Genomic DNA, 23,811 nt, shown 5'->3' on the forward strand with positions numbered 1-23,811 from the left:
GGGAGCCATGTCGTTGTGGGGAGGACTGCGGGACCGGCTGTTTGGAAAACCTGGGAACTCCGCGCAGGTCAGCCGGTTCGACATCGAGCCTGGTCTCTCGGTGTTGTTCACCCGCCACCGCCTCTCCACGCAGCAGGGGCTCATCGATTGCTGTTCGTATGTGACGGAGGGGCTGGCGGAGCACCGGCAGAAGGAGATGGTGCTCACGCTGCGCGAGACGGCGGAAGTGAAGGAGGATGCTTTCCGTCAGCGGGTGTTCTCGGCCTTCTCCACGTTCAAGCATTTCGCCGCGCAGGGCCGGACGGTGGACGTGGGAGATGTCACGAGCTTCGGTGAGCGGCGGCCGTTCCCAGGCAGGCAGTTCCTCTACGCGGCGGCGAGTCCCATGCCCGGGGTTCCCGTGCCGCAGGGGGCGCTGGCGGTCATGCTCATCACCGACAAGGAACTGGAGATCTACATGCGCTGCGGGGCCGCACGCGTCTTCGCCTCGCTCGGCAAGGCTTTGGGTTACTACCCGCATCCCTCCTGGTCGGATCTCCACCGCGCGGAGCTGCCAGCGTCCCTCCTCGAAGAGAGCCTGTTGCCCAAGGTCCCCAGTGTGCACATGTGGAGTGCGCGGGTCGTGCAGACGGAGGGAGACCTCGTCCTGCGTGTCGCACCGGGGAGTCATGAACACTTTCGCAAGTTGTTCGAGCAACTGCCTGGCGAGACGCAGCCCTTCGCGTTCCTGACCGGCATGGATGCGGCCGCGAATGCGTGTCTCGTCTGGGAGAAAGGGCAGAGCGAGACCTCCGCCATCACCCCTCCTGGCAGCAGAGCGGAGCGGATCAGCGGATGCTTTCTCATGATCCTTCCCGGGGTGGAGCCGGAAGGCGTCAAACAACAAGAGGACGGCTACGTCTGGTGCCTCTCGGAAGCGTCCTTCCAGGCCTTGAAGCGTGCGCTGTGCGAAGAGCAGGCGCTGGCGCTGCTTGTGGAAGGTTGGCGGCTGAGGGTCGAGTGGCTGGCCCCTTGATGCCGATGGCCCCGAGGACAGCGCGCTTCTCCCTGCGGAAGTTCACGAGCGGGGACGTGGGCCTGTACCACCAGCTTACGGGGAACGTGCGGGTCATGCAGTTCGTCACGGGCCGCCCATTCACATGGGAGGAGACGGCGGAGAAGTTCGAGCGCATCCTGGCCAGGAGCGCCCAGCACGAGCACGAGGGCGTCTACGCCATCCACGACTCGGGCACGGACGAGTTCGTGGGGGCCGCCGCGCTGCTGCGAGAGCCCACCGGGCGGGTGGAACTCGGCTACAGGATCCTCGACACGCACTGGGGACGTGGAATCGCCACAGAGGTAGCCGCCGAGCTGCTGCGTTTCGGCCTCCACGTCCTACACGCGCCAGCGGTTGTCGCGTATGTGGACGCGGAGAACACCGCGTCCATCCGGGTGTTGGAGAAGATCGGCATGCGGCGCGTGGCCACGACCTCCGAGGGTGGCTGCACCGAGCACGAGTATCTGCTCGGGTAGAGCGATGATCAGTTCCTGGCTGACAGGTCAGCGGTGGGAACGACCTGTGAGAAGAGAGGGCTGACACGTCGAGCCACAGGTGCGCGGTTCCCCGCCCACCATGCCCAGCACCTGCGTAGGCCCTGGTTCGTCCCCGAGCGGCCGCCCAAGGCACGCCCCACAGCCCAGCGCGGAAAGCGCTGAGGCGCTGATTCCGGAGTCGAGACGCCGGGGGAGCGCTGGCTCCCCTGGCAGGAGAATGCCGGGCGAGCCGGAGGGCGTTAGGAGAGGCAGCCATGCCCATCAAGACCAAGCGCTGGGTCGTGCCCGCGGAGCCGGATGACGGCCTGAGGGTGCTGATCTGCCGCTACCGGCCACGCGGTGTGACGAAGGCGAAGGAGACCTGGGACGTCTGGATGCGCGACCTGGCGCCCAGCCCCGAGCTCTTCGACGCCTTCTACGGCAAGGGCCAGACGCCCATCACGTTGGATGCCTACCGCGAGCGCTACATGAGCGAGATGCAGGCCCAGCAGGAGAAGATCGCCGAGCTGGCCGCCCGTGTGGACCGGGGCGAGACGGTGACGCTGCTCTGCTCGAAGGACTGCATCCTGGAGCAGGTGTGCCACCGCACCCTTCTGGCCGAGCTCATCGAGGCTGCTCGGAAGCGCTGAGAGGCGCACGCTCTCAAATGTAGAGTGCTCCCATGACCTCGACCTCCACGCATCGCCGGAGCGCCCTGGGAACCTGGGTGCTCGTGTGTCTCCTCGCGGGGCCGCTCACGGCCTGGGCGCAGAAGAAGGACTCTTCCCGCGCGAAGTATCTCGCCGAGCTCTCGAAGTTGAAGCGCGCCAAAAAGGGTTCGGTCGAGCCTGTGTTCCATCTGGGCCTCGCCGCCGCCCAGGAACTGCAGGAGCAAATCATGGAGCGCGACGAGGCTCCCGCGGGTGACCCGAAGGCCAAAACACCCGTGAACACGAAGCTCGAGGGCTTCAATGTCAGCACCGGGGAGGCGCTCTACGCCGTGCCGCGGACTGCCTACTTCCTGGCGCTCGCCCGGAAGAAGGGCACGCCGGAGGACATCGCCTTCTTCGAGAACATCCAGCGCACCTTCCCGGAGCACGATGCGTGGCCGGCGTTCGTCGAGCAGCAGACGGACTACAGCGGTTGCACCCTCTACAACTCGCCGGAGCTCATCTCCGTTTACCGGGGCTGGTCTGAGTTCGCCGCGAAGTATCCCAAGGCCTACCCGGAAGAGGTGGCCAAAGAACTCGAACGCATCCACGAGGCGATGACCCAGGAGGAAGGCTGTGCCTGCGAGAAGGCCGAGGGCGTCACCGCCGGCTTCGAGGCCTTTCTCAAGGCCTTCCCGAAGGCTCCCATCGCCGACACGGTGAAGGCGCGCCTGGAGGCCTTGCGGGCAGGGAAGAGCGACATTCGCTTCGAGTGCCAGAGCGGCTGAGGACACACGAAACAACAGAGGCCGCAGCCCGGAGGTCCTTGAAGGGGGATAAGCACCTCCGAGCTGCGAGGCCTCCCGGGCGCCTTAGCGGCGGCCCGTTCCCGGCGCGCCGTGGTCCGGCAGTTCCACGGCGGTGCCGTCGAGCGTCGCGGTGCCGCAGTCCGGCCCGAACACCAGCGTGTGCGTCGTGCCGTCCGAGGTGGCACGCGTGAGGGTGCCAGCGGTCGGCCAGCGGCACACATTCCGCGGCGCGCGCACGATGTTCTCCAGCGTCACCGTGCCTGTGGTGCCGTCGAGGTACGCCTCGGTGTACGAGCCGTTCACCGTGCGCGTCGGCGGCGTGTCGCTGGAGAACTCCACCGTCATGGAGCCGGTCAGGTGCACCGAGCTCACCACCGAGCCCGACGCATCGGTGCGAGAGCGCGTGACATCGGCCTGGGTCGTCTTCGTCTGCGGCGGAGCCTCCCCGTTGAGCGTCGCGCTCGAGGAGGTGGTGCCCTGCACCGTCGACACGGAGCCATCCTCTCCCGTGCGGGAGAGCTGGAAGGTCACGCTCTGGTCCTGCTGCACCGTGGAGCAGTCCTCGGACGCCTTGTAGTCATAAGCGATGTCCACCGTGCCGCTGGAGGGACCGAAGCGCGGCCCGCCGCACGTCTTCAGGTCCCCGTCTCCCGGCGCTGGCGTCGTCGGCGTCGTGGTGGTGTCCATGCTCGAGACGGTGCCGGTGCTCGTGCCGCCCGTGCCGCCGGACGGAGGCTGACGTCCCCCGCCTCCGCCGTGGCCACCACCGCGCCCACCGCCCCCGGGCCTGCCAGGGGACTCGCAGTCGGTCCACTCGAGGTGAACCGTGGCGGGGAGGCTCTTGCCACAGACATCCACGTAGGTGATGTCCGGGCTGGCGTCACAGTGGAAGCCCTCCACCGCATCCGGACGCAGCGTGTGCAGGCCGCGCATCAGGCTCGATACCTCGACCGCATCGCTCGAGTCCGAGGTGGCCTCCACCGTCTGAGACACCACCTCCGTGGTGTCCTCTTCCGAGCTGTTCCCCGTGCACCCGCTCGTCAGCGCCCCGGCGACGAGGGCGACGGCTCCCAGCCATGAGCTGCTCTTCTTCCAGTGCGTCATATGTGCTCCCGTGCGTTTCGGTTCCGGCCCGAACCGACTGCATGCGGAGAGACGAGAAGGGGAATTTTCGTGTTCCCGGCACCGTGCGCGTTTTTGCGGACCCATCCTTGGGGGAAGCTAGACTGGGGGCCTTGGCCGAGAACGAAGAGCTGCGCGCATTGATCGCCGAGGCCCAGGACGGCAGCGTCCGCGCCTTCGAGCTGTTGGTGTCCTCGTACCTGCCCCAGGTGCGCCGCTTCGCGCGCGCGTTCGCCAGGTCAGACTCGGATGCGGACGACTTGGCGCAGGAGGCACTGGTCAAGGTCTACAAGAGCCTGCGCTCGTACCGCTTCCAGTCCGCGTTCAAGACGTGGCTCTATGCGGTGGTGCGCAACGTCGTCGTGGACGCGGCGCGCAGCCGCGCGGGCCGGGAGCGCTCTCAAGAGGATCCGCTCCCCACGGACCATGCCCGGCTGCCTTCCACCGCCGAGCCGCCCGATGAGGGCCTCGCTCGGGCGCAGGAGCGACAGCGGCTCTGGAAGGCGCTGCGTCAACTGCCGGAGGAGTTCCGCACGGCGGTGGTGCTCTTCGATGTCGAGGGGCACACGTATGACGAGGTGGCAGCCATCGAAGGCGTGCCCATCGGTACAGTAAAATCGAGGCTTTCGCGGGGCCGGACGCTGCTCCGGGACTTGCTGGCGGGCGAGCGGGCGCCCGATCCGGCGGCGAGTGAAGCCACGGTGGGAACATCCGGCCCAGGTGTTTCGTCCCATGGGCGTAGGAGCGAGAAATGAGTGAGCTGGAGCCATCGGAGGAGCGCGCGCTGCGAGAGCAGCTGGGAGCGCTGCGGGAAGACCCGCCCGAGCTGGGCTTCCAGGCCTCGCTCCATCGGCGGCTGGCCGCGGCGGGCCCGCCAGAGCCCGCGTCCGGGTGGGACCGGGTCCGCTCGTTCTTCCGCCGGGGGGCGCCGGTGCTCTGGCCCGCGGTGGGGGTCGCGGCGGGCGTGGCCGCGTTCCTGATTCTGAGCGCCGTGCAGACGCCTCCGGCCGCTCCGCAGGGCTCCGCCGAGGTGGCGCAGCCGCTGGAGACGCCGGGCACGGCCGTGCCAGCCAGCAAGGTGGCGGTCATCAAGCTGGACTTCACGGCGGACGTGGCGGTGGAGGAGGCGGACTTCCAGGTGAGCCTGCCCGAGGGCCTGTCCTTCTGGGCGGACGGCGAGGACTTGCCGCTGCGCTCCTTCCAATGGACGCAGCCGCTGAACGCAGGCAGCAACGTCATCCCCATCGCGGTGCGCGGGCACAAGCCGGGCCGCTATCTGGTCACGGCGATGGCTCGCGCGGGAGATCAGAAGATAGAGCATGATGTGGTGCTCGAGGTGACTGACGGATGAACCGGTCCATTGCACAGCTCGGGGCAGTCGCCGTGGCGCTCGTGCTGCTCGGGGCCGGGAGCGCGCGTGCGCAGGCTCAGGCGGTGCCCCCGCCCACAGCGCCCCCGCCTCAAGCAGCGCCCCCACCTGCATCTCCTCCACAAGGAGCACCGGCCCAGACGGCTCCGGCGGACACGGGCGCGATCCGTGGCCCTGATGCTCCGGCACCCTCCGCGCTGGAGCCGCGAGGCGCGGAGCCGCGCGTCCGCGTGCGCAGCTCGCACACCGTGGACGTCATCGCGCCGGGTGAGAAGGTCGACACGATTCTGGGCCGGATGCGCACGGAGCGTCCGGCACCTCCACCGCGAGGAGACACGGTACGGCCGCCTCCAGGCCCGGATGGACGAGGTGCTCACCGCCAGCAGGGCCCGGGGCGCTCAGGACCGCCGCGCCCCGGTGAGGATGGGCGCGGTCCGCCATCTCCTCGCACGGACGGCACTCCTCCTCCCCCGGGCTCCCAGCTTCCGCCACCGCCGCGATGATGCTCGCCCCAGTGCTTGCCCTCCTGGCGCTGTCGGCCACGGGGGCTTCGCTCACAGAGGCACAGCAGGCCTTCGCCGAGGGACGGTACGAGGGCGCGGAGCAATTGGCGCTGCAGGCCGCGAAACCTCCACAGGAAGGCGCCGCGCTCTACCTGGTGGGCTTGGCGCGCTTTCGCAGTGGGCGGCCGGCCGACGCCCTGGAGGCGCTCGAGGCTGCGGGCAAGGCGCAGGACGCGCCCGAGCGGGCGCCCTGGAACTTCAACCGCGGCGCCTGTCTGTACGAGCTGGGCCGCTTCGAGGAGGCCGAGCAGGCCTTCCTCCAGGCCGCGGCGGACGAGTCCCTCTCCCGGGTGGCTTGGGTGAATGCGGGCTTCGCCGCGCTGGATGCGGGCTTCCCCGAGCGGGCCGCGCAGTGGGCAGCTCGGGCGAAGGCAGGAGCCGCCGAGCGGGAGCTCGCGCTGGTGGAGGAACTGCTCTCGGAAGTGGCGCACGCAAAGGGAGCCACGGTGAGCGCGGGCGACGAGTCCTATCGACAGGGCCTCACGTCCTTTGACGCCGGGCGCTTCGAGGAGGCGCGCACGCATTTCCTGGAGGCCGCGAAGTGGGAAGGCTCCTCTGGCCGCGCGCGGCTCATGGCGGGAGCCTCCGCCTACCGGACGGGAGACCGGGTGGCGGCGCGGGAGGACATCGTGACGGCGCTGGCGCTGCGGTTGGAGCCCCGGGACAGGGAAGTCGCCCGGGACTACCTCGACCGGCTCTCCTACGGCCTTCGCTCCAGCGGGCAGGGGCTGGGGGCCTCGGTGGGGGCGGGCGTGGGTTACGACAGCAACGTGCTGCAGGTGGGCGTGGCGGCGCGGGATGGTTCGCTCGGGTCGAGGACGCTGGATACCGCCAGCCAGTTCGTGGAGGTGGGGCTCGGGCTCGTCGCGCGGCTGCGGCTCTCGGACACGGTGTTCTCCGAGCTGTCGTACGGCGGCTCGCAGCGGGCGTACACGGAGAGCTCCGCCAGCGACTACTCGCTGCAGCTGCACCGCGCGGGAGCCGCCGTGGAGTGGGACGCCGTGCGCCGCCTTCGCCTGGGCGCCTCGGCCAACGGGGAGGTGTACTTCACCGGCATCTCGGCGTTCCGGGGGCTGCAGGCCTCAGCCACGGGCTCGGTGTGGGTGGCGCTGGACGAGAATGAGCTGACGAGCACGCGGCTCGATGCCTCTTTCTCGCGCAAGGTGGGGCTCGCCAGCGAGTTCAGCTACCTCACGGGCCGGCGGCTGGATGCGACGCTGTCCCAGGACCTGCGCCTCCGGAAGTTTCTGCTGACAGGGTGGTACCGCTACCGGGAAGACCGCATCGGCACGCTGATGCAGTCGGCCTCCAGCGGGGGCTCCGGCCTGCTGCAGGAGTACGTCATCCCCTTTGCCTGGGCGGGCCACGCCACGGGCGCATCGGCGCGCTGGGAGCTGGGCGAGGGCTTCGAGGCGAGCCTCTACGCGGGGCTGGAGTGGCGCCGCTACCTCAGCGAGAGCTTCCTGCGCGTCCAGTTGTTGGACGGGAGCGAGCAGGAGTGGGGGCATCGCCAGCGCCGGGACACGCGCCTCGTCCTGGGCCCGGCCCTGAGCGCCCAACTGGGCAAGCACCTCCAGTTGTCCGTGCGGTACGACTTCCTGTCGAACGACTCGAACGTGGACACGCGGCTGGCCGACCCGGCGGATGCATGCGAGGCGCCGGACTACGTGTGCCATCGCTACGACTACACGAACGGGAACTACCAGAAGCACCAGCCCATGTTGGAGCTGAGCGGGACGTGGTGACGGGCTGCGGCTCGAAGAAGCTCCTGGAGCCTGGACAACCTGAGAGGTTCACCTTCCCACTCCCAACGTGCCAGGCAAGCTGCTAGGGTGCGCGCCTTCTCGCAGAGGGGGGTACGCCATGGCAGCAAGGAAGGGACGCTTCGACTGGTTCGACCTGATGACGCCGGACGTGGCCGCAGCCCGGTCGTTCTACACGGCCGTCATCGGCTGGAAGACCACGAAGTGGGAGCAAGCTGACTATGAGATGTGGACCGTAGGGAATGAGACCATCGGCGGGATGATGGCCCTGCCGGCGGAGGAGACGAAGCGGGGCACGCCGCCGCACTGGCTGGCCCATATCGAGACAGATGACGTCGACGCCACGGTGAAGAAGGCGCAAGAGCTTGGGGGCAAGGTGCTCCGGCCGGGGACGGACATCCCCACCGTGGGCCGCTTCGCCATCCTGGCGGATCCGCAGGGCGCCATCTTCGGCGTGTTCCGGCCGCAGGAGCCGATGAACGATGCTCCCCGCAAGCCGGGCTACTTCACCTGGCACGAGCTGAACACCACCGACTACCAGGGCGCCTGGAAGTTCTACTCGGAGCTGTTCGGGTGGAAGCACACCCGCTCCATGGACATGGGCCCGGAGATGGGCGCGTATTGGATGTTCGGCTACGACGCGCAGACCTCTCTCGGAGGGATGTCGAACGTCGCCGTGCAGATGAAGGTGCCGGCGCATTGGCTCTACTACGTGTCGGTAGAGGACCTCGACGCGGCTCTGGCGCGCGTGAAGCAGCTCGGAGGTCAAATCCTCAACGGGCCCATGGAAGTGCCGGGCGGCGATCGGATCGCCCAGTGTATGGATCCGCAGGGGGGGATGTTCGCCCTCCACATGAGCCCTCAGTCCTAGCCCGCTTCCCAGGAGTGACAGACATGTCCAAGATCATTCCCTGCCTCTGGTTCAACTACGACGCCGAGGAGGCCGCGAAGTTCTACGTCACGCTGCTGCCCAACTCCCGCATCGACAAGGTGACGCGCTCTCCGGCCGACAACCCGAGCATGTCCGCGGGCGCGGTGCTGACCGTGGAGTTCACGCTCGCCGGACAGCCCTTCGTGGGGCTCAACGGTGGCCCGCAGTTCCCCTTCACCGAGGGCGTGTCCTTCACCATCGACTGCGAGGACCAGGCCGAGGTGGACCGGCTGTGGGAGACGCTGTCGAAGGACGGCGGCAAGCCGGGACAGTGTGGCTGGATCAAGGATCGGTTCGGGCTCTCATGGCAGATCGTCCCGCGCGCCCTGAACCAGCTGCTGCAGGGCTCCAACCGCGAGGGCGCGGCCCGCGCCATGCAGGCGATGCTCAAGATGAGCAAGCTCGACGTCGCCGCGCTCCAGCGCGCCTATGACGGCGCGAGCGCTCCCAAGCACTGAGGGACGCCTTACGGGCCCGCTGGCGGCTTCGGGGCCACGCTGGCGCGCATGAAGGCCATGTACTCGTCCTCGGAGGTCTGCCGGCGTGCGCGAACGAGCGGGAGAATGTCGCTCGTCGCCACGTAGCGCAGGCGCTCCGAGGTGTCGTTCGTTGCCTCGAAGATGACCTCGGCGACGTGCTCGGACGTCGAGTCCTTGCTCGCGCTGCGCGAGGCCCGCATCGCCGCGAAGACCTGGTGCGCCTCCGAGACGAAGGAGTCGTAGTCCCGGATGCCGCTCGAGAGCAGGCTTGCCTCCTTCGCGGAGCGCTCACCGAACTTCGTGGTGATGACGCCGCCTGGCTCGACGATCTTCACGCGGATGCCGAGCGCGCCAAGCTCGTACGAGAGGGACTCGGAGAAGCCCTCGAGCGCGAACTTGCTCGCGTTGTAGAGGGAGATCATCGGCAGCGCGAACACGCCCGCGCCGGAGCTCACGTTGACGATGCAGCCTCCCTTGTTGGCGCGGAAGTGCGGCAGCACCGCGCGCACGACGTTCATGACGCCGAAGACGTTCACCTCGAACTGCTCGCGGACCTTCTCGTCCGGGGTCAGCTCGAAGACGCCGAACGCGCCATAGCCCGCGTTGTTCACCACGGCGTCAATGCGTCCGAACCGCGTGAGGCCCGCATCGATGGCGGCGCGGATCGTCTCGGGCTTCTGGACGTCGAGCGGGGTGACGAACGTGCCGGGAAGCTCCTGGGGCGTTCGCATGGTGGCGATGACGTTCCAGCCACGGGCGGCAAACAGCTCCGCGGTGGCCTTGCCGAACCCAGATGATGCGCCGGTGATGAGGACGGTCTTCTTCATGGTGCTCCTCCTGTGGAGACCGTCAGATAGCGGCGCGGGACTGGTGCAACAATCACAGCAACATGAGATGAACTGGTGCAGGAGACAGCACAATGAAACGACCGGATCTCTTCGAGCTCCAGGCCATCTCGGCAGTGGCCTCCCGCCGCAGCTTCCGGGCCGCCGCGGCCGAGCTGAGCCTCTCGCCGTCAGCGCTGAGCCATCGGGTGGCGGCGCTCGAGCGGCGGCTCGGCGTCCGGCTCTTCCAGCGCACGACGCGCAGCGTGTCGCTCACGGAGGCGGGGGAGCAGTTTCTCGCGCGCGTTCGGCCCGCGCTCGCCGAGCTCTCGGCGGCGATGGAGATGGTCAAAGAGTTCCGCGACACGCCCGCGGGCACGCTGCGCATCACCACCTCGGAGGGCGCCGCGCGGCAGGTGCTCACGCCCGTGGTGCTCGAGTTCATGGAGCGCTACCCCGACATGCGGGTGGAGCTGGTGGTCGAGTCGCGGTTCATGGACATCGTGAAGGAGGGCTTCGACGCGGGTCTCCGGCTGCTCGAAGCGGTGCCGCAGGACATGGTGGCCGTGTCCTGTGGCCCGAGGCAGCGCTCCGTGGTGGTCGGCTCTCCCCGGTACTTCAAGGCGAACCCCCGGCCGAAGGTGCCGGCCGACCTGCGCGCGCACCGCTGCATCCGCACGCGGAAGCGGAATGGCGGCATCTACGCGTGGGAGTTCGAACGACGGGGCGAGGAGCTGGAGATCGAGGTGGATGGGCCGCTCACACTCGACACGCTCTCGCTGGTGATAGAGGCGGCGATGAATGGCGCGGGGCTCGCGTATCTGAGCGAGTGGGAGGTTCGCTCGGCGCTTGCTTCCGGAAAGCTCGTGAGCGTGCTGGAGGACTGGTTGCCCTCATACCCGGGGCTGTGCGTCTTCTATCCGAGCCACCGCCACGTGCCTGCGGGGCTGCGAGCCTTCGTGGAGGTGGTGAAGCAGTTCACGAAGCGCCAGGAAAGTGTGTGAGTGGAAAGCGGCTATGCTGGCGCCTCTTTTGTGGTGGGAAGGAGATGGAAGATGGCGTCCAGCAGTGCAGCGAAGGTGGGGGTGATCGGCAGTGGTCTCATGGGAACCGCACTGGCGCGAGCCTTGGCAGCGGCCGGTCATGACGTCGTGGTGTGGAACAGGACTCCCAGCAAGGCCCAGGCTGTAGGCAGTGGCACCGTGGCAAGGGAGAACCTGGTCGAGGCCGTCTCGGGCCGAGAGCTGGTCATCGTCTCTGTGTCCAACTATGCCGCCAGCTTCGAGCTGCTCTCCGCGAAGGGGGTTGCGCAGGCGCTGGCCGGGAAGACGCTCGTTCAGCTCACCAGTGGCTCTCCCGCGGATGCTCGCGCGGCCCTGGAGTGGGCCACGGCTCACGGCGTGGACTATTTGGACGCTGCGATTCTCGCCTACCCGAGTTTCGTCGCCACCGATTACGCGACGGTCTTCTACGCCGGGCTGCGCACCGTCTTCGACCGGCACCTTCCTACCCTTCAGGCGATTGCCAAGAACTCCATCTACGTCGACGAGAAGATCGGGGCCGCCGCGACGCTCGACTGCGCGATTCTGGAGTCCTATTACGGAGGCTCTCTGGCCTTCCTGCACGCTGCGGCGATGTGCCAGGCGGAGGGCCTGGACCCGAAGACGTTCTTCGCCCACAAGAACTCCTTCCTCGGGCTGATCTCCGTGACGGCTGATGCCGCACAGGGGATGATCGAGCGCAACGACTTCTCGGGCGACCAGTGCAGTCTCAACACCCACGTCGCGGCCATCGAGCACATCGTCCGGTTGAGCCAGGACGCCCGCATGAGCGCACGCTTCCCCAAAGAGCTGCTCGACAACTACAAGCGAGCCGTGAGCGCGGGATGGGGAGGCCAGGAGTTGCCAGCAGTGTTCCGGACGCTCAAGCAGGACTGAGTTCCGCAGTCATCGAGGCGACACACGCTCTGCTTCAGCAGGCAATCTCGGCGTGAACAGGGTAGTGCGGTTGGCTCTTCAACCCACACGACGGACAACCCATGGACGAGAAAGTCACGGCGGTGCTCGACGCCTATCACGAGCGCATACGCGCAGAAGACCAGCTGATGCGGGAGGCGCCGCAAAAGGGCGGCTTTGAGGGGTTGCGCGATCAGGTCCTGCTCTCCGTGGGACCGGACACGGGCAAGCTGATCAACATCCTTGCGCGGAGCTTGAAGGCCCCCCACATCCTGGAGCTCGGCACTTCTTACGGTTACTCCGGGATCTGGCTGGCGGAAGCCGCGCGGGCGACTGGCGGCCGGGTGACCACCATGGAGCTGCAGGACTACAAGGCAGCCTATGCGCGCGGCATGGCGGAGAAGGCGGGGCTGGCCGGCTCCATCGACTTCAAGGTGGGTGATGCGGTTCAGATGATCAACGAGTTGCCGTTCAAGCTCGACTTCGTGCTCGTTGACCTGTGGAAGGACCTCTACGTGCCGTGCCTCGAGGCCTTCTATCCCAAGCTCAATCCGGGGGCGATCATCGTCGCCGATAACATGCTCCGGCCTGGTGGCGAAGAGGTGCAGCGCTATGGCCGAGCCGTACGCGCGAAGCCCGGAATCACCAGTGTCCTGCTCCCCGTGGGGTCTGGGCTGGAGGTCAGCCGTTTCGAGCCGAGCTGACCGCTTTGCGCGAGCACTGGCGCGTGTCGTGGCTGCCGGTTAGGGATACGGCCATGAGCCACGATACGACCTCCTCACCCCATGCCTCTCGCCCCGTGGTGGTGCTCGGAGCCGCCGGGCGCCTGGGCCGTGAGCTTGTCCATGCGGCCCTGCGGCTGGGACAGCCGGTCACGGCCGTCGCCCGGAGCCGCGAGAAGCTCCGGGAGACGCTCCGAGTCGCGGATAACCCGTTGCTCACCTTGACCGAGGGCGATGCTCGCGACGCCGAGGCCATGGTTGCGGTGATGAGGGGCGCATCCGCCGTGGTGAACTCGGCGGGGCATGCGGGAGACGGAGCGGCGTTCATCGAACTGGGCCGCACGGTCGTCCACGCGGCGGAGCGCATGCTTGGGCCCGGCGGACGGCTCTGGTTCCTCGGCGGCCTGGGCGTGATGCGCATCCCGAACACGAACCGTCTCGGCATTGATCTCGCCGGGATGCCGGAGATGTACCAGACCCACCGCGCCAACCACGAGACGCTGCGTGCCTCGTCGCTCGACTGGTCGATGCTCTGCCCGGGTCCGTTGATTGATTCGGCCGACAGGCCCGCCGTGGACACGCTGCGCATCAGCACCGAAGTCCTCCCCGTCGAGATCGACGTGAGTGATGCGCCGGACGATGCGCGGCTCTTCGCGCGGCTGCGCGAGCGGTTCCCTGAGACCACCATCCCCTATGCAACAGCGGCCGAAGTGGTGATGCGCCACCTGGAAAAGAATGGCCCGTTCAACCGCCAGCGGGTGGGTATTGCCCTTCCGGTGGGACATACCGCTGAGAAGCAGGGGTGGACGCTCGGCAAGCGAGGGTGAGGTGCTAGGGAGCGCTCAGAGGGGGCCGAGCCAAACGAGCGAGTGCTCCTCAAGTGAGTCCCAACGCATTGAAGGCTGCGGCCTTGGGATCACCATTGCACCTGCCAGCGCTGCTTCTCTGTCCGCAGCATTCAGCAACCGGAAGAAGACCGTCTCACCCATCACCCACCTCCGAACCTGAAACCTGCGGCGTGCCCTGCGCTCCCGTTTCCATCCCGTGCTGCTCGAACAGCGCGAGGTACGGCTCATACCGATACAGCCGGTTCCGCTTCTGCCCCGTTGTTTCCCGCAGCAATCCAGCCGCCACCAACTGTTCAATGGTGCTGGCCGCCGTCGCGAACGAGCACCTCAGGTGCTGCTCCGCCGCGCGCACGGACATGAACGGCTTCTCGAAGAGGTAGTCCAGTAGCCGGATACCCAGCGCGTTGGCGGCGAGTTTCTGCCGTGCGTCCTCTCGCAGGTGGAGAATGGAGCGCGCGGTGTTCGTCGCCGCGACACTCACTTCGGCAACACCTTTGAGGAAGAAGCGCAACCACCCCTCCCAGTCTCCCGCCGTTCGCACGGCCGTGAGCCGGTCGTAATACTCCGCGCGGTGGGCCTTGAGGTACACGCTGAGGTACAGCAGTGGACGTGCCAAGATGCGCTGCTCGCACAGCAACAGCGTGATCAACAAGCGCCCCACACGGCCGTTGCCGTCCAGGAACGGGTGGATGGTCTCGAACTGCGCGTGCGCCAGGCCGCACTGCACGAGCGGAGGCAAGCCCCGGCTGTCGTGCAGGAACTTCTCCAAGTTGCCAAGCGCCTCCTTCATTTCGTGAGGAGGTGGTGGCACGAAAGTGGCTGTCTGCAGGTTGCAACCTTGCGGGCCAATCCAGTTTTGCGAAGTGCGGAACTCCCCGGGGCTCCGCTCACTGCCGCGGACGCCCTCCATCAGCCTTCCATGGATCTCCCGCAGTAACCGCAGCGAGAGCGGCAAGGTCTTGAGCCGCTCCAGGCCATGGTTCATCGCCGCCACATAGTTGACGACTTCGCCCGCATCCTTGGCGATGCGAGGTCCCTTTGCGTCGATTTCGTACTGGAGGACATCCTCGAGCGTGCTCTGCGTACCCTCAATCTGCGAACTCAGGACCGCTTCATGCCGTACGTACATCGCCACGAAGAGGTCCGGGTTGGGCAGAATGGAAGCGACCCCGTCCAGCCGTCCGAGCGCCCGGTCTGCCTCACTCATCAGGGCCGTCAACTCCCCCTCCATGCGCACAGGGGACGTAGGGGGCAAGGCGGCGGGAATGAACGCCCGGTATCCATGGAGTTGCTGTACGTATTGCCCTGCGCGCATCGGATTGCGCCTCCTGCCTACTGAAGTAGCCCGAGATAATCCTGCGTAAGACGCGCGGTTATTGCAATCGACTGCCAGATCCTGAAATAAGGATCGTGTTCGCGATCCGGTATTTCAACCTGCTTCCATAGCGGATTGCTCAGGGGCCGTGGATTTCGAGAGGCATACGCCGCCGTTTCCACCATGGCGGAATCGATGGCGCCGAGCGGCCCTCCCGGGCGCAGCAACTTCAAGCCCCGCTCGACAAGAGCCGCGCAGACGCCGTCTTCGTGCGCGGGTGCGAGCGCTCGAACGCCTGCTTGGCGGCAGTGCTGCCGGAACCAAAGAGGAGGGTTCATTAGCACCACGTCGTAGCGGTGCAAGGTGGTGGCTCTGCCTCGACGGCCTTCTGGGCGTACGCATCTAGCACTCGGAGGACATTGGCCTCGGCCTCCTCCCAGACGCGCCACTCCTAGGCTCGGCCCTGGCTCTTGCTCATGTGGATGCCAGTCGAGGAAGGGAGGGGCAGCAGTGGCGTCAGGAACTGCTCCAGCGACGCAACATTTCCAGGCCGCGAGGCGTGCCCCACGTAGCCGTCCGGGCGCACCAGGATGAGCGCCTCCGTGCCCGGCGCCACGTCGTAGGCCCGGTGCGCATGTCCACCCGCGTCGAGCATGAGCGCCCCCTCGTTCGGAGCCGCTTCGGCATCCGGGGCGCTCCCCTGTGCGCGGAGGGTGACAGTGCGCACGGTGTCGCCGAAGAGTGAGGAGGCCCACTCAGGTACGTCCGCGTGCCTCGGCCCGAAGGCCAGCAGCGTCCAGTGGGGACCCTGGAAGGCGTCGAAGAGCCGGCAGGGATTGCCGCGCGCATCCGTGCACGGCGCATCCGGGGCCCGGTCTCCCGCGCGCACGCGGGCCGTGTCGCCCGGCAGCTCGGGAGCGAGCGGACCGCCGCGATAGTTCAATTGCAGTTGCCGTTCCTCCGAGCCCCGCCTCAGGGACTTCAGCCGGCTCTGGCTCATGCCCTCATAGAGCTTCAGGGACAGGCCGAGCACGTTCGCGGCAATGGGCAGCCGCTCCGCCTCGTAGGTGTTGAGCAGGGCGGGGTCCGCGCCCTGGAGGACATGGCCCAGTTTCCAGCCCAGGTTGTAGGCGTCCTGCACGCCGGTGTTGAGCCCCTGTCCTCCGGCGGGAGGGTGGACGTGCGCGGCGTCTCCCGCGATGAAGACGCGGCCCACGCGGTAGCGGTTCACCATGCGCACGTTGGGGCGGTACACGGACAGCCAGCTCGCGTCGTGCAGGCGCAGCGTGCGGCCAGGTCGCGCCGCATCTTGGAAGTGTTGATTCAGGGCGGCCTCGGTGAGTTCCGGCACGGTGCCGCCGGGCTTCACCTGGAGGACGAGCTGGAAGCGGTCCGTGCCAGGCAGGGGACACAGCGCCACCATGCCGCCCTTCGCGAAGGGCCACACGTGCCAGCGGGTGCGGTCCAGGCCGTCCACGCACACGTCGCCCACTACCATGCGCTCCTCCTCGCGCGTCTCGCCGTGCAGGGGCAGGCCCAGCACCTTGCGCACGCGGCTGTGTCCGCCATCCGCGCCCACCAGGTACTCCGCGCGAACGGTCTCCAGGGTGCTGTCGCGGGTGAGGGTGGCGGTGACGCCCGCGTCATCCTGGGTGAACCCGGTGAGCGCGGTGCCGAACTCCACGGCATGACCGAGCGAGGCCAGCCGGTCGCGCAGGATTCCCTCGGTACGTGCCTGCGGTACGAGCCAGGGGTTGGGATGGGGCACATCGGGCGTCGCGGTGTGCTGGGCCATCATTGTCCAGCGGCCCACGACGAAGCGCCGCCAGTGGAAGCGGAGCCGGGGATAGGCGGTGCCCGCGTCTAGCACGGCGTCGAGCACGCCCAGGTCGTCCAGGATCTCCAGCGTGCGCGGCTGGAGCCCCTTGCCCCGAGAGCCGGCGAAGGGACCTGGGGCCGCGTCCACGACGCGCACGCGGATACCCCGGCGCGCGAGGTCGCACGCGAGCGTCAGGCCGGTGGGACCGGCGCCGATGACGAGCGCCGGAAGGGGGAGGGCATGGGACATGGCGGTCTCCTGTCGCGGGGCGTTGGCGGCCCGGGAGCGACGGAGACAAGAATGTAAGGAAGTGCTTATGTTGTCAGCTTGCGTTCCTGCCCCAGGAGTTCAGCATGCCGCGCGCGAAGCTTTCCCCTCGGAAAATGCCCTCGCAGGAGCGCTCGCGCGCGACGGTGGATGCGCTGGTGCAGGCGACTGCTGACATTCTCGTGCGCGACGGTTACGCGAAGCTGACGACGAACCGCATCGCGGAGCGGGCGGGCGTCAACGTGGCGTCGCTGTACCAGTTCTTCCCCGGCAAGGAAGCGCTGGTGGCGGAGGTGTCCCGCCGGCACGTGAAGGAGCAGCGCGAGGCCGCGCGGAAGGTGCTGGAGACCCGGACGTTCGACAGCCTGGAGGACCTCATCCGGACGCTGGTGGGGATGGGCTTCGCCGCGCACGCGGTGAACCCGAAGCTGCACCATGCCTTGACGGAGGAACTGCCCGCGCGTCGCGCCCGGAAGGTGGACCCGGAGGACGCGCTCCTGCTGGAGACCTTCCGCCGGTTCCGAGCCGACGTGCCGGACCCGGAATTGGCTCTGTGGCTCATCGACACGGTGTCCCACGCGGTCATCCACCGCGCGGTGGTGGAGCGCCCCGAGTCCCTGTCCCAGAGGCTCCTCCAGGAGGAACTGGTGACGCTCCTCCTGCGCTATGTGAAACGGAAGTAACCTGCGGTCCGATATGGCGCGAAATGACGAGGCATCCGTTCGGCTCGTGACCAACGAGAGCTATCTCGACGCAGCGCTGGCGCTCGTCGCGAAGGCCCGCCGTTCCATCGAGGCGAGCCTCTTGATCGACGATCGCAAGGTGGCCGCGGAGTTCACGCGAACCCGATCATGAGGCGTCCGCGAGCACCCGTGCCCGCTGCGCCAACACCTGGAGCACCTGTCTGTTCGTGGGGTGTGCTCTCGTGCCCATTCGGTGCTTTGACCAACGGTCACGCCGAAAACGGGTTGACCCTGCGGCATGCTTTTCGGAGCATGCGGACGGGGCCGGCTCGATTGGAGAGAACATCCATGAAGCGTTCGTACCGTTTGGTCTTCGTCCTGCCCGTGCTCCTGGCCGTGGTGACTGCCTGCGAGCCTGAGCCCGGTCCCGCTCCCGCTCCTGTGCCCAATCCGGGCAATACCAACCCGGATCCGTCCACGGGCACCCCGCAGACCCGGACTTCTCCCTTCTCCCTCACGTCCTCGGCTCGGGATCCCGACACCAGCACGCCAGCGCCAGAGGAACCTGTGGACTGCACGGTCAATGGGTTGCTCAACACCAGTTCCGCGCTGGGCACCCTGGACTTCCGCTACGACGCCTTCGTTCTCACTGCTCAGAAGACCGGAAGGGTCGTCATCCAGGGCGATGTGCTCTCGGTCAACCCGAATGGCTACAAGTATGGCTACGCGTATCCGCTCAGCATGGCGACCATCGAGGACGGCGTCACCTTTACCGCCACTGGCGGCACCTTCTACCAAAACGCGCTCGAGACCGGGACGGCCATCACGGACTACCCGGTCATGGCAGGACGCCAGTACGTCCTCGTGTACAAGACCTTCGGCTCCTTCACGCCGCAGACGTACTGCCTCAAGCTGCCCTCCACGCTGAAGGTGGAAGGCCGCATCTACACGCCGCCCACTCCGGTTCCCATTCCCGCGGACAGCGCGGGCCTCATCACCCTGGAGAACCCGCGCCCCGATGTGCTGGGCCGCGTTGTGCCCTGGCTGAATGAGCGGGTGAAGAGCAACTAGCGCTCCCGCGGCCGGGGCTACGGGCCCGTGTAGATGCCGATGGAGCCGGGTGTGGTGGCGTCGCCCTGGAACGCGACGAGGATTCGCCGCGTGCTCCCTGAGCGGTCCACCTGAATGTCCGGCACGCGGAGGCCGAGGACCTCGTTGGGAAGCAGACCGCTGGCGTGCCACTCCACCGTGTTGCCGCGCACACGGCTCAGGCCGCCGCCCTGGGCCGTGCCCGCCCACACGCTGTTGTCGAGCGGATCCACCGCCACGGACGCCACGTTCCCGCGTCCATCCGCGAGCTCCGTCGAGAGCGTGCGCAGCACCTGGCCGCTGGGGCTGAGCTGGGCCAGACCCCGGAGGAAGCTCCCCACCCAGACGGTCTCGTCGCTCATCACCGCCATGCCGGACACCGTGTCATCCACGCGCTGCTCGCGGGTGGGCCAGGTGGGCTCGGCCACGGCGTCGGGCCAGATGTCGATGCGGTTCCACGTGTACTCGCTGCCCTCGCTCTCCACCTGGGCCTGCCAGTAGTCGTGGCCGTGGGTGCCGTACCGGAACCGGGTGGAGCGGTTGGCGCCGCCGAACCATACGTCCCCGTTCGCGGCCACCGACACGCCGTAGTACGCGTCGGTGAGGAGCACGACGTTGCTCTGGTCGTGGTTCCACGCGTTGATGGCTGGGTGCACGTGCTCCATCACCCCGGCGCAGCCATAGTTCCAGGTGCCTGGCGCGCAGCTGTAGCCGGGGAAGTCCGCGCTGCCCCACCCAAAGCCGTGGTTGGCTCCGAACCAGACGCTGTTTGTCTGGGCGTCGTACACGATGCGCCAGATGCTGCAGAGCTTCTCCCGGCCGCGCGGCTCGTTGGGCACCCAGTTGGGACCCGTGGACACGTCATAGTGCGCCACCTGGATGCCCGTGGCCGTGAGCGTCACCCGATCCGCATCTCCGCTCTTGTAGATGCTCGCGTCCGGGATGCGGCCTGCGTCGTAGCCCTGGTCCCACTCGTTCTCGCAGGTGGGCATCCCCGGGGCGGGTGGCTTGCCCTCGTAGCCCACGAAGACGGTCCCTGCTGGGCCTCCGGCCACGGAGATGACCTTCAGGTACGGCGCGCCCGGAGGCGCGCCCCCGTCAGACATGTAGCCGTAGGGCCTCAGACCGTCCTCCATCGTGAAGCGGCGGAACTGCGTCTGGCCCAGCTCGAGCACGTAGAGCCCGTCTTCACCGCCCGCGACCCAGATGTTGCCGCCCGCGTCGGTGCTCACCCCGTACACGTACCGAGGCCCGCCCTGGGCCATGCCATAGAAGGTCCAGTCCGCGCTGGAGGGCGGCGGGGGCGTGGGCGTGCTCGCCTCCGTGGTCACCACGAGCTGGGGCCGCATGGCCGCTACGGAGGTGTTGCGCGAGTAGAACACGGTGCCATCGATGCCGGTGGGCAGCACCGCGAAGCTCACCGTGCCGTTGCCCTGCACCGCAGCCGTCACCTCCCACTCCACCCAGGTGTTCGCCGCCACCGCTCCCGTGCTCGCCACGAAGGCCTGCGGCGAGGGCCTCGACTGGAACGTCACCATGCCCTCTTGCCACTCCGGGTCCGTGGTGTGGACGGAGGGCCCGTTCACGGTGGCATCCGTCGCGTACAGGCGGAGCTTCGCCCGAATCACGTTGCCACTCAGTCCGTTCACGTCGAAGCGCAGGAAGGTCTCGTACTGCGGATCCCCATCCACGCGCAGCGTGCTGGAACTCCCAAAGTTCTGGGTGGGCGACGGGGCTTCCACCCGCGTGTCCGCGACGGCTGGGAACGTCCGTGACTCCTCCAGCACCGGCTGCTCCTGTGTGAGGAGGGGAGCTGGAGCCTCCAGGCGGCCCTCCGCGCAGTGCACGAACACACCTACCGCAGCGACACTTACCGCCCACCTGACTCCCCGTTCCCACCTACCCAAGGCCTACCCCCTGTGTCCCAAGCAACGCGAGCTTGGGTGGAATAGGGCGCACCCCTTCACGCGGGGACTGCGTGATCAGGGATCTGGTCCAGCGATGGACATCCGCCAGCACGCGGAGCCGGGCGGACGTTGGGCAGGGGGCAGTGCGCTGCTTCGAGCGGAGCGGAGGTCCTACACTCACGTTGTGGGTGGGGCACTGCGTTGGGAGTACGCTGAGGGCAGTGGCTGATGTCGCGCGGCGTGCGGCCCGTGGGCTGACAGTGTGCCGAGCACCCTTCACGGCTGGGCTTCACCTGGCAGTGCGCCTGATCAGGGGAGCTTCTGCTTCGTCGTGAGCACCGGGGCGAACAGGTCTCCCACCGCGTCCAGCCGCTTGCGAACAGTTTGGATGTTGAAGCGGCTGGGATCCAGACGCCGGGTGACTTCGCTCCATTGGAGCGGCGCGGAGAACGAGGCCGCCTCCACCGCGCGCAGCGAGTAGGGCGCCACCACCGTCTTCCCCCGTCCGTTCTGGCCCGCGTCGAGGTAGAGCCGCCCTCCGCGCTTGTTGATGGCGCGCTCCGTGGTGGCGATGTCCTTCAGCTCCAGCGCCAGCTGGTTGGCGATGTCGTTCGCGAACCGCATGGCCTGCTCGTGGGTGTACCCGGCGCGCAGTGGGACGAGCACGTGGAGACCCCGCTTGCCGGACGTCTTCGGGAAGCTCTCCAGCCCCAGCGACTCCAGCTTCTTGCGCATCGCCGTGGCCACGCGGATGAGGTCCTCCCAGGTCCCCTTGCCTGGGTCCAGATCGAACAGCACCCAGTCCGGGCTCGTGAGCGTCGGCGCGTGGCTGGACCACATGTGCATCGTTAGCGCCGACTGGTTGGCCAGCCACAGGAGCGCGTCCGGTGTCTTCGCGTTCACGTGGTCGATCGTCCGGTTCAGGTGCTTCACGCGCAGGGTCGGCACCCAGTCGGGCTTGCCGGACAGCTCGTGCTTGAAGAAGCCGGGCGCCAGGATGCCCGCAGGCCACTGCTGCACCGAGATGGGACGGTCCGCCAGCACTGGCAGCATCAGCGGCGCCACCTGGCGGTAGAACTCGAAGACGTCCTCCTTGGTGTACCCGCCCTTCGGGTACAGCACCCGGTCACCGCTCGTCAGCCGCGCCAGACTTGTCTTGGCCGGAGCGCCCTCCTGCCTCGGGAGCTTCGCGGTCCGGGCCGCCAGAGCGCCCGGCGCCCGGCGCGTACCCGTGTTCCGGGTGGCCGCGCGCTTCGTGGCTGTGCGCTTCGTCGCCGTGCGCTTCGTGGCCGCACGTGTGCGAGGCACGGGGGCGGTCTCCACCGGCTCGGGTTCGGCGGTTCGGGCCTTGCTCCGGGCCGTGGGGCTGGGCCGCTCGCGGATGACTTCTTCGGGCTTCTTGTCCGTGCGCAGACCCTGGAACACCGGGTGCCGCAGGCGGCCGTCGTCCGTCCACTCGGTGAAGTGGACCTGGGCCACATACTTGGGCCGCACCCAGACCGCACCTGGGCGCTTCTTCGCATCCACCGCCACGGGCTTGTCCACCCGGATCTTCTCCAGCAGCTCCCGCAGCTGGTGCCGCATCTTCGTGTCGAAGCCCGTGCCCACCTTGCCCACGTCGCGGTAGCCGTCCGGCCCGTTCACGCCCACCAGCAGCGCGCCGATCTCCTTGGCCGAGTGCTCGTTCTTGATGGGCAGGAACCCGAGGATGACGACCTCCTGGCCAGCGATGACCTTGAGCTTCAGCCACTGCCCCGAGCGCGAGCCCACGTACGCTGAGCCCTTCCGCTTGGCGATCAGCCCCTCCCAGCCGTGCCGCTGCGCCTCCTTCAGCGCGCGCTCCATCGGCATGTTCATCCGCTCGGCCAGCTGCAGCGGGGGCTTCACGCCCGAGAACAGGCTCTCCAGCAGCTCGCGCCGGGCCTCCAGCGGCTTGTCCCGCAGGTCATGCCCGTCCAGCCACAGCAAGTCGAAGGCGACGAAGCGCAGTTCCCCGCCGCTCTGGTTCTGGAGCAGTTGGAAGCTGGAGCGCCCCTTCTTGTCCAGGGCGACCACCTCGCCATCAATCACCGCTTCCGGCACGCGCAGCCGCCGCAGCGCCTCCGCCACCGTGGGAAAGCGCCCGGACAGGTCATTGCCGTTGCGGCTCTTGAAGACGAGCCCACTGCCAGAGAGCGAGGCGATGGCGCGGAAGCCGTCGTACTTGATCTCGAAGACGTGCGTGGCGTCGCTGGCCTCCTCGGGAGTGGACAGCTTCGCGAGCATGGGCGGCCACACGCGCTGGAGGATCGTCTCCGCCGGAGGGTGCACCCGCTCCAGCGCGCTCTTGCGCACCGGGCCGCGCGTCTCGCGGCGGCCGGACTTCACGGACTCGGGGCGCTCGGCCACCACGTCGTAGTCCGGCTTCTCCTGGCCGTCGATCGACTTGAAGCACAGCCACTGGTTCTTCCGCCCATTCCCTCGCGTGCGGATGAGGTGCCAGCGGCCCTGCAGCTTGTCGCCGTGCAGGTCCACCACCAGGTGGCCCTTCTCGCGCTGCTCGTAGGCCTTGCCGGGTGGCACCGTCTCGTAGGTGCCTTCGTCCCAGAGCAGCGAGTCCCCGCCGCCATACTCCTCGTCTGGGATGCGGCCCTCGAAGCGGGCGTAGGACATGGGGTGGTCCTCGGTCTCCACCGCCAGCCGCTTCTGCTTCGGGTCGTAGCTGGGACCCTTGGGAATCGCCCAGCTCGCCAGCGCGCCGTCGATCTCCAGGCGCAAGTCATAGTGCATCCGCGTGGCGTCGTGCTTGTGCACCACGAAGAGGGCCTCTGCGCCGCGCTTCTTCAGCGACACATCCGGCGAGGGCTCGGGCGTCTTCTGGAAGTCGCGCTTGGCGCGGTAGGTCTGGAGCGATCGTCTGGCTTTCACCCCTCAAGACTCCGCATTGCCCCAGCAGCGTGCAATTCGAGCAGACGAGGGAGAACTCCAGCCGGAAGACACCAGGCGCCCCAGGCCCCCGCCTCACGGCCGGAGGGTTGTTCAACCGACCGGTCCGACTCAGAACCCGGGCCTTGGGGCGCTCCACCGTCCCCCGTGGGCGCGCTCATTCCCCGTGAGGGGCACGAGCACACCACGCGTCGAAGCACTCAGAAGTGCTCCGCACCACAATGTGAAGATAAAGGCCTCGGAACATGCCGCCAGCGGA

At 67.8% G+C, this 23,811-nt stretch carries 24 protein-coding genes; 17 read left to right on the forward strand and 7 right to left on the reverse strand.

Annotation, left to right across the window (positions count from 1 at the left end):
- Positions 1–7: 7 nt before the first annotated feature.
- From DB31_RS49575 to DB31_RS05680, 4 genes are all read left to right on the forward strand, one after another.
- The gene (locus tag DB31_RS49575) at positions 8–1,015 is read left to right on the forward strand and encodes a hypothetical protein (protein ID WP_044183334.1); all 1,008 of its coding nucleotides are present in this window, start codon (positions 8–10) and stop codon (positions 1,013–1,015) included.
- Positions 1,000–1,512, forward strand: a complete 513-nt coding sequence (locus DB31_RS05670) for a GNAT family N-acetyltransferase (protein WP_052419740.1) — start codon at positions 1,000–1,002, stop codon at positions 1,510–1,512. Before DB31_RS49575 ends, DB31_RS05670 begins: the two co-directional genes overlap by 16 nt.
- Before the next feature lie 275 nt (positions 1,513–1,787).
- Entirely contained in the window at positions 1,788–2,162 is a 375-nt protein-coding gene (locus tag DB31_RS05675) for a DUF488 domain-containing protein (RefSeq protein ID WP_044183337.1), read from the forward strand.
- A gap of 32 nt (positions 2,163–2,194) precedes the next feature.
- A complete protein-coding gene (locus tag DB31_RS05680; protein WP_044183340.1) occupies positions 2,195–2,950 on the forward strand; it encodes a hypothetical protein in 756 nt (251 codons plus the stop codon).
- An 84-nt stretch (positions 2,951–3,034) separates the two neighbouring features.
- On the opposite strand, the gene DB31_RS49885 is transcribed toward DB31_RS05680, so the two are convergent.
- Positions 3,035–4,075: a hypothetical protein gene (locus DB31_RS49885; protein WP_044183344.1), complete on the reverse strand. Its 1,041-nt coding sequence runs from the start codon at positions 4,073–4,075 to the stop codon at positions 3,035–3,037.
- A gap of 131 nt (positions 4,076–4,206) precedes the next feature.
- On the opposite strand from DB31_RS49885, the gene DB31_RS05690 reads away from it, so the two are divergent.
- The 6 genes from DB31_RS05690 (at position 4,207) to DB31_RS05710 (ending at position 9,177) form a co-directional block, all read left to right on the forward strand.
- On the forward strand, positions 4,207–4,848 hold the full coding sequence (locus DB31_RS05690) for an RNA polymerase sigma factor (protein WP_052419741.1): 642 nt from the start codon (positions 4,207–4,209) through the stop codon (positions 4,846–4,848).
- Complete coding sequence (locus tag DB31_RS05695; protein WP_044183347.1) at positions 4,845–5,444, forward strand: hypothetical protein; 600 nt, start codon at positions 4,845–4,847, stop codon at positions 5,442–5,444. The genes DB31_RS05690 and DB31_RS05695 overlap by 4 nt, the downstream gene beginning before the upstream one ends.
- Positions 5,441–5,965 (forward strand): hypothetical protein, encoded by a 525-nt coding sequence (locus tag DB31_RS48625; RefSeq protein ID WP_157231844.1) that lies wholly within the window; start codon positions 5,441–5,443, stop codon positions 5,963–5,965. The genes DB31_RS05695 and DB31_RS48625 overlap by 4 nt, the downstream gene beginning before the upstream one ends.
- Before the next feature lie 11 nt (positions 5,966–5,976).
- Positions 5,977–7,770 carry a tetratricopeptide repeat protein gene (locus DB31_RS05700; protein ID WP_044183352.1) on the forward strand — a complete coding sequence of 598 codons (1,794 nt, stop codon included), beginning with the start codon at positions 5,977–5,979 and terminating at the stop codon, positions 7,768–7,770.
- Between the two features lie 118 nt (positions 7,771–7,888).
- The gene (locus DB31_RS05705) at positions 7,889–8,659 is read left to right on the forward strand and encodes a VOC family protein (protein WP_044183355.1); all 771 of its coding nucleotides are present in this window, start codon (positions 7,889–7,891) and stop codon (positions 8,657–8,659) included.
- Positions 8,660–8,682: 23 nt separating this feature from the next.
- Positions 8,683–9,177, forward strand: a complete 495-nt coding sequence (locus DB31_RS05710) for a VOC family protein (protein ID WP_044183357.1) — start codon at positions 8,683–8,685, stop codon at positions 9,175–9,177.
- 8 nt (positions 9,178–9,185) lie between these two features.
- Here DB31_RS05710 and DB31_RS05715 read toward each other — a convergent pair whose 3' ends face one another.
- Positions 9,186–10,025 carry an SDR family oxidoreductase gene (locus DB31_RS05715; protein ID WP_044183360.1) on the reverse strand — a complete coding sequence of 280 codons (840 nt, stop codon included), beginning with the start codon at positions 10,023–10,025 and terminating at the stop codon, positions 9,186–9,188.
- Between the two features lie 92 nt (positions 10,026–10,117).
- Between DB31_RS05715 and DB31_RS05720 the strand changes: the two genes are divergently transcribed.
- From DB31_RS05720 to DB31_RS05735, 4 genes are all read left to right on the forward strand, one after another.
- A complete protein-coding gene (locus DB31_RS05720; RefSeq protein ID WP_044183363.1) occupies positions 10,118–11,026 on the forward strand; it encodes a LysR family transcriptional regulator in 909 nt (302 codons plus the stop codon).
- A 51-nt stretch (positions 11,027–11,077) separates the two neighbouring features.
- Positions 11,078–11,959 carry an NAD(P)-dependent oxidoreductase gene (locus tag DB31_RS05725; RefSeq protein WP_044183366.1) on the forward strand — a complete coding sequence of 294 codons (882 nt, stop codon included), beginning with the start codon at positions 11,078–11,080 and terminating at the stop codon, positions 11,957–11,959.
- A gap of 101 nt (positions 11,960–12,060) precedes the next feature.
- Positions 12,061–12,681, forward strand: coding sequence for an O-methyltransferase (locus DB31_RS05730; protein ID WP_044183369.1), 621 nt, complete (start codon positions 12,061–12,063; stop codon positions 12,679–12,681).
- Positions 12,682–12,734: 53 nt separating this feature from the next.
- Positions 12,735–13,526 (forward strand): NAD(P)-dependent oxidoreductase, encoded by a 792-nt coding sequence (locus tag DB31_RS05735; protein ID WP_075305880.1) that lies wholly within the window; start codon positions 12,735–12,737, stop codon positions 13,524–13,526.
- Between the two features lie 154 nt (positions 13,527–13,680).
- On the opposite strand, the gene DB31_RS05740 is transcribed toward DB31_RS05735, so the two are convergent.
- The 3 genes from DB31_RS05740 to DB31_RS05745 all read right to left on the reverse strand — a co-directional run bounded on the left by DB31_RS05740 (position 13,681) and on the right by DB31_RS05745 (position 16,930).
- Positions 13,681–14,754, reverse strand: a complete 1,074-nt coding sequence (locus DB31_RS05740; protein ID WP_240486543.1) for a Fic family protein — start codon at positions 14,752–14,754, stop codon at positions 13,681–13,683.
- Positions 14,755–14,879: 125 nt separating this feature from the next.
- The gene (locus tag DB31_RS48630) at positions 14,880–15,224 is read right to left on the reverse strand and encodes a hypothetical protein (protein ID WP_157231845.1); all 345 of its coding nucleotides are present in this window, start codon (positions 15,222–15,224) and stop codon (positions 14,880–14,882) included.
- Positions 15,225–15,313: 89 nt separating this feature from the next.
- Positions 15,314–16,930 carry an FAD-dependent oxidoreductase gene (locus DB31_RS05745; protein WP_044183375.1) on the reverse strand — a complete coding sequence of 539 codons (1,617 nt, stop codon included), beginning with the start codon at positions 16,928–16,930 and terminating at the stop codon, positions 15,314–15,316.
- A 104-nt stretch (positions 16,931–17,034) separates the two neighbouring features.
- Here DB31_RS05745 and DB31_RS05750 point away from each other — a divergent pair, with 104 nt between their 5' ends.
- The 3 genes from DB31_RS05750 to DB31_RS05755 all read left to right on the forward strand — a co-directional run bounded on the left by DB31_RS05750 (position 17,035) and on the right by DB31_RS05755 (position 18,702).
- A complete protein-coding gene (locus DB31_RS05750; protein ID WP_044183378.1) occupies positions 17,035–17,631 on the forward strand; it encodes a TetR/AcrR family transcriptional regulator in 597 nt (198 codons plus the stop codon).
- A 46-nt stretch (positions 17,632–17,677) separates the two neighbouring features.
- Entirely contained in the window at positions 17,678–17,803 is a 126-nt protein-coding gene (locus DB31_RS51185) for a hypothetical protein (RefSeq protein WP_276203607.1), read from the forward strand.
- Between the two features lie 176 nt (positions 17,804–17,979).
- Entirely contained in the window at positions 17,980–18,702 is a 723-nt protein-coding gene (locus DB31_RS05755; protein ID WP_052419742.1) for a hypothetical protein, read from the forward strand.
- A gap of 17 nt (positions 18,703–18,719) precedes the next feature.
- Here DB31_RS05755 and DB31_RS05760 read toward each other — a convergent pair whose 3' ends face one another.
- Together DB31_RS05760 and ligD are read right to left on the reverse strand one after the other, a co-directional pair.
- A complete protein-coding gene (locus tag DB31_RS05760; protein ID WP_240486544.1) occupies positions 18,720–20,507 on the reverse strand; it encodes a CBM96 family carbohydrate-binding protein in 1,788 nt (595 codons plus the stop codon).
- A 429-nt stretch (positions 20,508–20,936) separates the two neighbouring features.
- Complete coding sequence (ligD, locus tag DB31_RS05765; protein WP_044183384.1) at positions 20,937–23,534, reverse strand: DNA ligase D; 2,598 nt, start codon at positions 23,532–23,534, stop codon at positions 20,937–20,939.
- Positions 23,535–23,811: the final 277 nt, after the last annotated feature.

The organism is Hyalangium minutum, assembly GCF_000737315.1.
Lineage (GTDB): Bacteria > Myxococcota > Myxococcia > Myxococcales > Myxococcaceae > Hyalangium > Hyalangium minutum.